At 68.5% G+C, this 10,302-nt stretch carries 9 protein-coding genes and 2 tRNA genes; 7 read left to right on the top strand and 4 right to left on the bottom strand.

The window, feature by feature from the left end:
• Nucleotides 1–117 precede the first annotated feature (117 nt).
• Together ACLQ22_RS23040 and ACLQ22_RS23035 are read right to left on the bottom strand one after the other, a co-directional pair.
• Complete coding sequence (locus ACLQ22_RS23040) at nt 118–537, bottom strand: ASCH domain-containing protein (RefSeq protein WP_425694149.1); 420 nt, start codon at nt 535–537, stop codon at nt 118–120.
• A 250-nt stretch (nt 538–787) separates the two neighbouring features.
• Nucleotides 788–1,231 carry a hypothetical protein gene (locus ACLQ22_RS23035; RefSeq protein WP_425694148.1) on the bottom strand — a complete coding sequence of 148 codons (444 nt, stop codon included), beginning with the start codon at nt 1,229–1,231 and terminating at the stop codon, nt 788–790.
• 1,048 nt (nt 1,232–2,279) lie between these two features.
• On the opposite strand from ACLQ22_RS23035, the gene ACLQ22_RS23030 reads away from it, so the two are divergent.
• The gene (locus tag ACLQ22_RS23030) at nt 2,280–3,443 is read left to right on the top strand and encodes a PQQ-binding-like beta-propeller repeat protein (RefSeq protein ID WP_425694147.1); all 1,164 of its coding nucleotides are present in this window, start codon (nt 2,280–2,282) and stop codon (nt 3,441–3,443) included.
• Between the two features lie 99 nt (nt 3,444–3,542).
• Here ACLQ22_RS23030 and ACLQ22_RS23025 read toward each other — a convergent pair.
• A tRNA-Gly gene (locus ACLQ22_RS23025) sits at nt 3,543–3,616 on the bottom strand.
• A gap of 191 nt (nt 3,617–3,807) precedes the next feature.
• On the opposite strand from ACLQ22_RS23025, the gene ACLQ22_RS23020 reads away from it, so the two are divergent.
• From ACLQ22_RS23020 to ACLQ22_RS22995, 6 genes are all read left to right on the top strand, one after another.
• Nucleotides 3,808–3,881, top strand: a tRNA-Pro gene (locus tag ACLQ22_RS23020).
• Between the two features lie 136 nt (nt 3,882–4,017).
• On the top strand, nt 4,018–5,364 hold the full coding sequence (tig, locus tag ACLQ22_RS23015) for a trigger factor (protein ID WP_425694146.1): 1,347 nt from the start codon (nt 4,018–4,020) through the stop codon (nt 5,362–5,364).
• Nucleotides 5,365–5,532: 168 nt separating this feature from the next.
• A complete protein-coding gene (locus tag ACLQ22_RS23010) occupies nt 5,533–6,174 on the top strand; it encodes an ATP-dependent Clp protease proteolytic subunit (RefSeq protein ID WP_091628855.1) in 642 nt (213 codons plus the stop codon).
• A 10-nt stretch (nt 6,175–6,184) separates the two neighbouring features.
• Nucleotides 6,185–6,847, top strand: coding sequence for an ATP-dependent Clp protease proteolytic subunit (locus ACLQ22_RS23005; protein ID WP_121399379.1), 663 nt, complete (start codon nt 6,185–6,187; stop codon nt 6,845–6,847).
• A gap of 218 nt (nt 6,848–7,065) precedes the next feature.
• A complete protein-coding gene (gene clpX, locus ACLQ22_RS23000; protein ID WP_425694145.1) occupies nt 7,066–8,361 on the top strand; it encodes an ATP-dependent Clp protease ATP-binding subunit ClpX in 1,296 nt (431 codons plus the stop codon).
• Nucleotides 8,362–8,574: 213 nt separating this feature from the next.
• On the top strand, nt 8,575–9,372 hold the full coding sequence (locus tag ACLQ22_RS22995) for a carbon-nitrogen hydrolase family protein (protein WP_425694144.1): 798 nt from the start codon (nt 8,575–8,577) through the stop codon (nt 9,370–9,372).
• A gap of 3 nt (nt 9,373–9,375) precedes the next feature.
• Here ACLQ22_RS22995 and ACLQ22_RS22990 read toward each other — a convergent pair whose 3' ends face one another.
• Nucleotides 9,376–9,603, bottom strand: coding sequence for a hypothetical protein (locus ACLQ22_RS22990; protein ID WP_121399376.1), 228 nt, complete (start codon nt 9,601–9,603; stop codon nt 9,376–9,378).
• Nucleotides 9,604–10,302: the final 699 nt, after the last annotated feature.

Below are 10,302 nucleotides of genomic sequence, written 5' to 3'. Positions count from 1 at the left end.
CCCGTGGCAACCCCCCCCCCCGCCCCCCCCCCCCCCACAACGGGGGCGCAGCGCCGGCCCCCCCGGGGGGGGGGCCCCCCCCCCCCCACGCCCGGTCGTCGCGTACCGGGAAGGCGTTCAGACGGCGTGCACCAGCCGGAAGCGCTCGAGCAGCACCTGGGTGTCGTCGTCGACGGTGAAGCCCGGGTCGCCCAGCTCCGCGCGCACCTCCGCGCTGTGCCAGAACGTCTCGTGCCCGGCCCGCCACTGCGCCACGGACTCGTACCCCTCGCCCTCGTCGAGGGCGTGTCGCAGGTCGACGTCGCCGAGCCGGACCACCCGCACGTCGGTCACCTCGATCACCGCGACCCGCCGGCCCGCCGAGTCGACCACCGCCGATCGCTGCCCGACCTCGGGCAGCGGCTCGTCCGCCCGCTCGTAGCCGAGCATGAGGCTGGACGTCGAGGTCTTCGCGCCGGACAGGATCGCGGCCACCAGTTGGTCCCGCAGCGGCCCCGGAAACGCGAACTCCGCAAGCGGAAGATCATCAAGCTCCACGCCGAAAGACTACCCACGTCGCACGGCGGTCGCCTTCCGATCGTCGTGGCGTCGCTCGCCGACCAGTACCCGAGGACTCACCTGGCGGTGGTGCGGCCTCGGCCCTGCAACGAGAACGGCCCAGGTGCGGCGAGAACGCCGGCGACCTGGGCCGGAAGCCGTGGCGCAGGCGACGGGATGGAACCTGCACCCTCAGGTTGAAGAGCGCCTCCCGGCGCTGCCGTGCACCTGCCACCAACGGCTCTCGACGCTAACTACCCTTGATGTACGCGATCGTGGGCTTCTCCGAGTTGTACCGGACGAAATGGTCGGTATTGCTGAAGGTGTTGCACCCGTAACTGTCGCCTTCCTGGTCGAAGAAGTCGTAGTCGTAGTGCTCTTCGTTGGAGAATTCCAGCCGGTAGGCATAGCCGCCGACTTCTTCCCCCGACATGTCAGTATTCGAGTGCAGCTTGTACCTCGAGATGGCCGTCGTGGCCTTGAAACTGGCCTCGGTGGTTATCCAGTCGTCTCCACCAACGGGCCAGTTGCAGCTGATGCCGAAGTCCTTCTTCCCCTTGGGCGCAGCCGATCCGCCCTGGTCCGCGTCGGGTTCGCCGAGGTAGCCCACCTCGTACTTCTTCCCCTTGGCGCTGGTGAACTCCCTCCAGACGATGGCGTCCTCGTTTACTTTGACGGCAACCTTCTTCGCCATTTCCCACCTTTTCGACAGGGCGGTTGTTGCTCCGCCTCGACATGCCCTGGTGCGCGATCAATGGCCACGATAGGTGAGTGATCGGCATAGCGATCTGATTTGCTCACTATCGCCTCGGCCTGGCGGTGTTTCGGTACCATGTCGCGGTGCCGTACCGCCGATCGTGACCACTGCTCGAGGTCGAGCGCACGCATGATCCCTCGGTGGATGCTCGACCGTGGCGTTTCCACCTGAGATCACACCCCGGTCTCTTCACGGGGTGATGCGTCCCCCGTTGCACCAGGTGGTGGTGTTCGTGCCGCGAGCGCGCGTTCCACGCCTCGACGCATTCGTCTCGACGCGCCAGGAAGTCGCTGCAAGCGACGCACCTCGTGGGATGTCAGCTCACGCCGGCCGGCTACCGCGATCGCTGCGGCGTAGGGCCTCGAAGTCCGCCGATCCAGTTGGGCGGTGATCTCCTCGAGGACCTTGAGCAGGACACCTCGGTCTGCCTGCGGGTGCTGAGCGACGAGCCGTAGGAGACAGTTACGGTCCCACGCGGAGAACACGCCCCCAAGCAGCTCCCTGAGCGCCACCGCGTCAGCGCGGACGTCCCGGGCGACGGCCAGGCGCACGAAGGGGTAGGGACTGCGAGCGAGGATGCGCATTCCGGCTGAGTCGACGCGTGGATCCGCGACGAGGTCCAGATAGTCCCGAGGCGTTCGTGACCGTGGAAGCAACGCCTCGATCTCCATCACCGCTCCTCGGCGCGCATCGTCACGCTGCGCTGGCTCACTTTCACGAATGGCCCCTGACCGGCCACGAAGCCGCTGATCCGGGTCCGAGAGATTACCTCCGGCTGGGCTGGCGCGAGAGCGGCCAGGCACGGCGACGACGACGCTGACTGGGGCCGGAGTTCGTGGAGCGGCACGGGCAACCATGGACGTCGTTCGAGCCATAAGATCACCGGCACTGCGCCACCGGGGCGGCAGGGACGCATCCCGGCACGACACCGGCGAGGAAGACAACGCGCGGGGTTGTGCGAGGCCGCGCCAACGGGGAGGTACGAGTGAAGCATCCACTGAAGGTGCTGACCGCTGCCGCGGTGCTCGCGGCGACGGTGGCGGTGCCGGCGGCGCCGGCCGCCGCGGGCGGCACGGGCTGGTGGGCCATGTCCGGCTACCTGGTCAGCAACAGCGGATTCAATCCCAACGAGTCGAAGGTGACGGTCCCGACCGTCCCGAACCTCAAGCTCGCGTACACCGGCACCCCGGCCCGGACCGGCCAGCGTGCACCGGTCGTCGCCGACGGACTCGTGTACACGCAGGACGACACTGGTGTCACGGCCACCGACGAGGAGACCGGCGCGCAGAGGTGGCGCTTCGAGCCGGACCCCGAGAGGTTCCGCTGGCCTTCGCAGCTGGTCCACACGGCCGGCCAGATCGTCTGGGCGGTGAACGACAGCCCCGCCATGCCTGGCGCCGATTCCACGCAGATCTTCGTGCTCGACGCCACGACCGGGACGGTGATCCGGGACTTCCACGACGAGGGCGTGGTCACGCAGATCCTCGTCGACCGGGACGTCGTCGTGGTCTCCGGCGAAAGCCGCTACAGCAGTGACACGCGCGCCTACCGCCTCGCCGACGGGCAGCTGCTGTGGCAGCGCGACCAGTACATGAAGCAGCCGGTTTCGGCGAACGGTCGCGTCCTTGTCTCCGGAACCGGATTGGGTGCCGGACCCCTGACGAGCACCATCGTCGACATCGGCACCGGCAGAGTCATCCACACCACTCAGGACCGTGAGTACCGGCCGCTCGCGGCGGACGAGACGGGGACCAGGTTCTACGTCGGCTGGGGGCACAGCCTGCAGGTCCTTGACGCGACGACCGGCACCCTGACCTGGCTCGCGTCGGGCCTGTACCCGAGGTTCGTGGTGGTCACCCCGACCAGGCTGTACGTCACCTCCACCGGGGGCACCGTCTCCGCGTTGAACCGCAGTACCGGCGCCACGATCTGGAGCCGGAGCATCCCGGAAAGCCAGCACCAGCGGGCGATCATCGCGGGTGGTGTCTTGTACGTCACCGCCAAGAGCGACCGGGTGTACACCCTGAACCCGGTCGACGGTGCCCCGCTGAAAGCGCCAGCGTTCACCGGCGCGGTCGACCAGCTCGTGGTCACCTACGGCAGGGTCTATGTCACCGACGGCATGAAGCTGACCGTCTACGGCCTCTAGCCTCGGTCTTCCACGGCTGTCGGGCACCCAACATCAGTACGGCTGGAACAACAACGGCCCAGGCTCGGCGATCACGTCGCCGACCTGGGCCGGTACTGCTGGAGCGGGCGACGAGAATCGAACTCGCACCGTCAGTTTGGAAGACTGAAGCTCTGCCATTGAGCTACGCCCGCGTACGCCCGGATGCCGTGGGCGCGCCGACAGCGTACCCAATGACCCGCCCGCCTCGCGCAGCCGTATCCCGCCCGGGGGAGCGGCGGGCGGGTCCTGGCCGCGCCGGATGTCCGGTTGGTCCCCCTTCGGCGCGTTGAGGGGCGCCCCGGCACGTCCGGCGGGTCGCGACGGCATACACTGCTGGTCGCCACGGGGTGTGGCGCAGCTTGGTAGCGCACTCGCTTTGGGAGCGAGGGGCCGTGGGTTCAAATCCCGCCACCCCGACTGTCGTCCGCGGCCGGTCGCCGGGGTCGCCCTCCGCGCGGTCCCCGGCCGCTGCCGGTGCGTCCGGCCGGCTCGCCTACACTCGATGGGCTTATCACGCCCAGACTAAAACCGAGATCCGTCAAGGAGTACGCCTGTGAAGAGCACCGTCGAGACTCTGAGCCCGACGCGCGTGCGGCTCGCCATCGAGGTGCCGTTCGTCGAGCTCGAGCCGAGCCTCAGGAAGGCGTACCGGGAGATCGGGCAGCAGGTCCAGGTGCCCGGCTTCCGCAAGGGCAAGGTTCCGGCGGCCGTGATCGACCAGCGGGTCGGCCGGGGCACCGTCCTCAACGAGGCGGTGCAGGAGGCCATCCCGCAGAACATCCTCGCCGCCGTCCGCGAGCACGACCTGAAGACGCTCGGCCGCCCCGAGGTCGAGATCACCGAGTTCAACGACGGTGACTCGCTGAACTTCACCGCCGAGGTCGACGTCCGCCCGGAGATCACCCTGCCGGACCCGGCCACCATCGAGGTGACCGTCGACGAGCTGCAGATCGACGACAGCGAGATCGACGAGCAGGTGAAGAGCCTGCGTGAGCGGTTCGCCACCCTGAAGACCGTCGAGCGGGCCGCCCAGGAGGGCGACTACGTCCAGATCGACCTGAACGCGACCGTCGACGGCGAGGACGTGCCGGGCGGCTCCGCCAGCAACATCTCCCACGAGGTCGGCAGCAAGCAGCTCCTCCCGGGCCTGGACGAGGCCGTCGTCGGCCTGGCCGCCGGCGAGGACACCAGCTTCACCACCCAGCTCGTCGGCGGCGACTTCGCCGGCCGCGACGCCGAGGTGGCGGTGACCGTCCGCACGGTCAAGGAGAAGGAGCTGCCGGAGCTCAACGACGAGTTCGCCCAGATGGCGAGCGAGTTCGACACCATCGAGGAGCTGCGCGGCGACCTGCGCGAGCGGGTCACCCGGGGCAAGCGGGTCGAGCAGATCTACGCCGCCCGGGACAAGGCGCTGGAGCAGATGGTGGCCGCCGCCGAGGTGCCGGCGCCGGAGGGCGTCATCCGCGAGGAGGTCGAGAACCGCAAGCAGGCGATGATCGACCAGCTCGAGCGGATCGGCGCCTCCCTGGAGGAATACCTCGCGGCCGAGGAGAAGACCGAGGAGCAGATCGACGCCGAGCTGACCGAGGCGGCGACCGAGGGCGTTAAGGTCCAGCTGCTGCTGGACACCCTGGCCGACGCCGAGGACGTGCAGGTCTCCGACGACGAGTTCGGCCACGAGATCGTGCACCGGGCCCAGCGCGCCGGGATGGCTCCGCAGCAGTACTACGACCAGCTGGTCCGCTCGGGCGCGGCCGGCGCCGTCTTCGGTGACGTGCGGCGGGGCAAGGCCCTGGCCTCGGTCATGGAGCGCATCAAGATCAAGGACTCGGCGGGCAACGAGGTCACCCTCGACGCGCTGCGCGCCGAGAGCGAGGCCGAGCACAACCACGAGCACTGACGTGCGGGGAGGCCGCCGTCCGCCGCCTGCGGTGGACGGCGGCCGATTCCCTTTTCGGGTACGCCTCGGCGGTGCTGCGCTGATAGCGAACACTGCCCGGACCGGCGCTCTGCCATCCGGCTGAGCGGTTAGTGTCGGGTAGGACGGTACGGAGAGCGAAGGGCTGCCATGACCGACATGCACATCCAAGCGAAGCCGCTCCGGGCGATCGATGCCCGCGGTGGCGACACCATTGGCAACCTCGACGACTCGGTCTACAACCGGTTGCTCAAGGAACGCATCATCTTCCTGGGCAGCGAGGTGACCGACCAGGTCGCCAACCGCATCTGCGCGCAGCTCCTGCTGCTCGCCGCGGAGGACCCGGACCGCGACATCAACCTCTGGATCAACTCGCCGGGCGGTTCGGTCTACTCCGGCATGGCGATCTACGACACCATGCAGTTCATCGACAACGACGTCTCGACCGTGGCGATGGGCATGGCGGCGTCGATGGGTCAGCTGCTGCTCTGCGCCGGCACCAAGGGCAAGCGTTACGCCCTGCCGCACGCGCGGATCATGATGCACCAGCCCTCCGGCGGTCTGGGCGGCACCGCGTCCGACATCGCCATCCAGGCGGAGCAGATGCTCTACACCAAGCGGATGTTCCAGGAGCGGGTCGCGCACCACACCGGCCAGAGCCAGGCGCAGATCGAGGCGGACTCCGACCGCGACCGCTGGTTCACCGCCCAGGAGGCCCTGGACTACGGCTTCATCGACAAGGTGATCATCGGGGCCGCCCAGGTTCCGGATGGCGCCGGGACCCTGAGCTGAGGAGCTGACGATGACCGACCTGAGCCTGCCGCCCCAGTTCGCGGCCGTGCACAACCGCTACGTCCTGCCGTCGTTCGTCGAGCGCACGTCGTACGGGGTGAAGGAGTCCAACCCCTACAACAAGCTCTTCGAGGACCGGATCATCTTCCTCGGCGTCCAGGTCGACGACGCGTCGGCCAACGACGTGATGGCGCAGCTGCTGACGCTCGAGGGCACCGACCCGGACCGCGACATCATCATGTACATCAACTCGCCCGGTGGTTCGTTCACCGCCATGACGGCGATCTACGACACCATGCAGTACGTCCGGCCGGACATCTCGACGGTCTGCCTCGGCCAGGCCGCCAGCGCGGCGGCCGTGCTGCTGGCCGCCGGCACCCCGGGCAAGCGGATGGCGCTGCCGAACTCGCGGATCATCATCCACCAGCCGGCCACCGAGGGCGGCTACGGTCAGGGCTCGGACATCGAGATCCAGGCCCGGGAGATCCTGCGGATGCGCACGCAGCTCGAGGAGATGCTCTCCCGGCACTGCAACCAGCCGATCGAGAAGGTCCGCAAGGACATCGACCGTGACAAGATCATGACGGCCGAGGAGTCCAAGGAGTACGGGCTGGTGGACACCATCCTCACCAGCCGCAAGAAGGGCCTGCTGGCGGCCAACGCCGCCAGCTGAAACGCTCGGGTCGCGGTCGGCCGGGAGTCTGCTCCCGGCCGACCGTCTGACACACCCGTTTTGGGGGTCGGAGAAACCTCCGCCAGCGGGTAACGTCGGGTCTGTGCCGCTCCACCGGTCCGCCGGCGGGGTGAACGAGCGGAGTGAAACGAGGCGGACGCTTCCACGTCCGCAGGCGAGGGCCGGGTCTCCGGCCGACGAGTGCAGGGAGAACGTAGGTGGCACGGATCGGTGACGGCGGCGACCTACTGAAATGCTCGTTCTGCGGTAAGTCGCAGAAGCAGGTCAAGAAGCTCATCGCAGGCCCCGGGGTCTACATCTGCGACGAGTGCATCGATCTCTGTAACGAGATCATCGAGGAGGAGCTGGCCGAGTCCGGCGAGGTGAAGTGGGAAGAGCTTCCCAAGCCGATGGAGATCTGCCAGTTCCTCGACACCTACGTCGTCGGGCAGGACCAGGCCAAGAAGGCGCTCGCCGTCGCGGTCTACAACCACTACAAGCGGATCCAGGCCGAGTCGGCCGGCGCGCCGGGCTCCGGCAGTGACGCCGTCGAGCTGGCCAAGTCCAACATCCTGCTGCTCGGCCCGACGGGATGCGGCAAGACCCACCTGGCGCAGACCCTGGCCCGGATGTTGAACGTGCCGTTCGCCATCGCCGACGCCACCGCGCTCACGGAGGCCGGCTACGTCGGCGAGGACGTGGAGAACATCCTCCTCAAGCTGATCCAGGCCGCCGACTACGACATCAAGCGCGCCGAGACCGGCATCATCTACATCGACGAGGTCGACAAGATCGCCCGTAAGTCGGAGAACCCGTCGATCACGCGGGACGTCTCCGGCGAGGGCGTCCAGCAGGCACTGCTCAAGATGCTGGAAGGCACGGTGGCGAACGTGCCGCCGCAGGGCGGGCGCAAGCACCCCCACCAGGAGTTCATCCAGATCGACACCACCAACGTGCTGTTCATCTGCGGTGGCGCCTTCGCCGGGCTCGACCAGATCATCGAGGCCCGCACCGGTCACGGCGGAACGGGCTTCGGCGCCCGGCTCCGGTCGGTCTCCGAGCGGTCGACCGACGACATCTTCAGCCAGGTCATGCCGGAGGACATGCTGAAGTTCGGGCTGATCCCCGAGTTCATCGGCCGGCTCCCGGTGATCACCAACGTGCGCAGCCTCGACCGCACCGCCCTGGTGCGCATCCTCACCGAGCCGCGCAACGCCCTGGTCCGGCAGTACCAGCGCCTCTTCGAGCTCGACGGCGTCGAGCTGGAGTTCGAGCCGCCGGCCCTGGAGGCGATCGCCGACCAGGCGATGCTGCGCGGCACCGGCGCCCGCGGCCTGCGCGCGATCATGGAAGAGGTCCTGCTCTCCGTGATGTACGAGGTGCCGAGCAACCCCGACGCCGCCCGGGTGCTGATCACCCGCGAGGTGGTGCTCGAGAACGTCAACCCGACGATCGTGCCCCGCGAGTTCACCGGCCGGCGTGCCCGGCGGGACCGCGAGGAGAAGTCGGCCTGATCCACCGTCGCCGCGCCCGACCGCTCCGGTCGGGCGCGGTGTCGTCTGCTGGTCGCGATGTCCGCCGCGTCGACGCTGCACGACTCCGGGAACTCGACGCCGTCCGCGCCCGGCCCGGCCGGCGCCGAGGGCTCGACCCACCCGTGACCCGGGAGCCCCGCCAACGCCCTTCGACGCTGTCGCCGCGCCCGCTCCGGTCGTACGCTGATCCCCATGCGTGTCGCCGTCTGCCAGCTGAACTCCCGGGAAGACCGTAAGGCGAACCTCGCGGCCGCCGAGGCCCTGCTGGAACGCGCGGCGGCGGCCGGCGCGGACCTGGCGCTCCTGCCCGAGTGCGTCGACTACCTCGGCCCCACCGCGGGCCTCCCCGAACCGGAGCCGGTCGACGGCGAGGTCGGCCAGTTCTTCGCCGGCGTCGCTCGGCGGCTGGGCATCTGGCTGATCGCCGGGTCGATCCGTGAGCGCGGGCCGGACCCGGCCCGCGCCTGGAACACCTCCCTGGTCTTCGACCGCTCCGGCACGCTCGCCGCCAGCTACCGCAAGATTCATCTGTACGACGTGGAGATCCCCGGCCGGGTCTCCTATCTGGAGTCGGCGACCGTGGCGCCGGGCGACCAGCCGGTGGTCGTCGACGTCGAGGGCCTTCGCGTCGGCCTGTCGATCTGCTACGACCTCCGGTTCCCGGAGCTGTACCGGCAGCTCGTGATCGAGGGCGGCGCCCAGTTGCTCGTGGTGCCGGCGGCCTTCATGGTCCACACGGGTCGGGATCACTGGGAGGTGCTGCTCCGCGCGCGGGCGATCGAGAACCAGTGTTTCGTCGCCGCAGCGGGGCAGACCGGCGACCACGAGCCGAGCCGGACCTGTTACGGGCGCAGCATGGTGGTCGACCCGTGGGGGACGGTGCTCACCCAGGTGCCCGACGGCCCGGGCCTGGCCGTCGCCGACCTCGACCTCGACCGGCTGCGGACCATCCGCGCCGAGCTGCCGAGCCTGGCGAACCGCCGCCTCTGACGCTCACCCCTGAAGCAGTACGCCCAGCACGGCGAAGCCAGCGATCGCGGCGGCCGTTACCAGGAGTGCCGTCGTCATGCGGGAGCGACCACGGCGGGCCAGCCGAGCCACCGAGACCAGGACGACGAAGACCACGAAGGCGCCGATGACCAGCTGCCAGAAGGGCAGCAGCAATCCCGTCAGCGCGTCCTCGGCGAGCACGGTCACCCGGGTGCGCGGGAGGTCAGCCATGACAGACACTCTGGCACGCCGGGGCCGCCTTCGGACCCCACGCGGTCATCACGAATGCGCGACCGCCGGCGGTCGCGCCAGGTGCGCAGTGATGGATGCCGATTTGCCTTCTCCGAGCGGGCGGCGTAACTTTCTCTCTGCACGCGGGAGGCCGGACAAACCGGCCGACAACGGCACCAGGCTCGTGGCGGAGACGCCGAACGAGGCTGAGGATCCGGGCGGTGCGAGGACACTCCGAGATGGGGTTGCGATCGTGAGGCCGACCGGGTAGGGTTCGAAAGCCGGCAGGAGCCGGGCGGATGGCCACAGAGTGGCAATCGGCCGGTCTGCGGCTTCCCACGACAGCAACGACCGCCGTGATACGGCGAGCGTCATCGTGGACCCGGAGCACTTCCCTAGATCACCTCGGACACGAGGTTGACGGCGGGAAGTGAACCAAGTAAGATAGAGGAGTTGCCCCAAGCGGGTTCCCACGATGTGGGACGCCTGAGTGGTGTGTGGTTGTTCTTTGAGAACTCAACAGGGTGCTTGATAAGCCAGTGCCAAATTGATTTATACCCCGGACTGGCAAGCCATTCGTGGTTTGTTGGTCTTGGATTCCTTTGGCAACACTTTTTGTTGCCGGGATGACTGTTTCAACAAGTTTTTGTTGGAGAGTTTGATCCTGGCTCAGGACGAACGCTGGCGGCGTGCTTAACA

This window comes from Micromonospora sp. DT178, assembly GCF_049841695.1.
Lineage (GTDB): Bacteria > Actinomycetota > Actinomycetes > Mycobacteriales > Micromonosporaceae > Micromonospora.
This window is presented reverse-complemented; position numbering and strand designations above follow the sequence as displayed.

Bases quoted from the DNA above. Each gene is read 5' to 3' on its own strand.
- ACLQ22_RS23035 (WP_425694148.1), bottom strand. From the start codon at position 1,231: ATGGCGAAGAAGGTTGCCGTCAAAGTAAACGAGGACGCCATCGTCTGG.
- ACLQ22_RS23010 (WP_091628855.1), top strand. From the start codon at position 5,533: ATGACCGACATGCACATCCAAGCGAAGCCGCTCCGGGCGATCGATGCC.
- ACLQ22_RS23005 (WP_121399379.1), top strand. From the start codon at position 6,185: ATGACCGACCTGAGCCTGCCGCCCCAGTTCGCGGCCGTGCACAACCGC.
- ACLQ22_RS22995 (WP_425694144.1), top strand. From the start codon at position 8,575: ATGCGTGTCGCCGTCTGCCAGCTGAACTCCCGGGAAGACCGTAAGGCG.
- ACLQ22_RS22990 (WP_121399376.1), bottom strand. From the start codon at position 9,603: ATGGCTGACCTCCCGCGCACCCGGGTGACCGTGCTCGCCGAGGACGCG.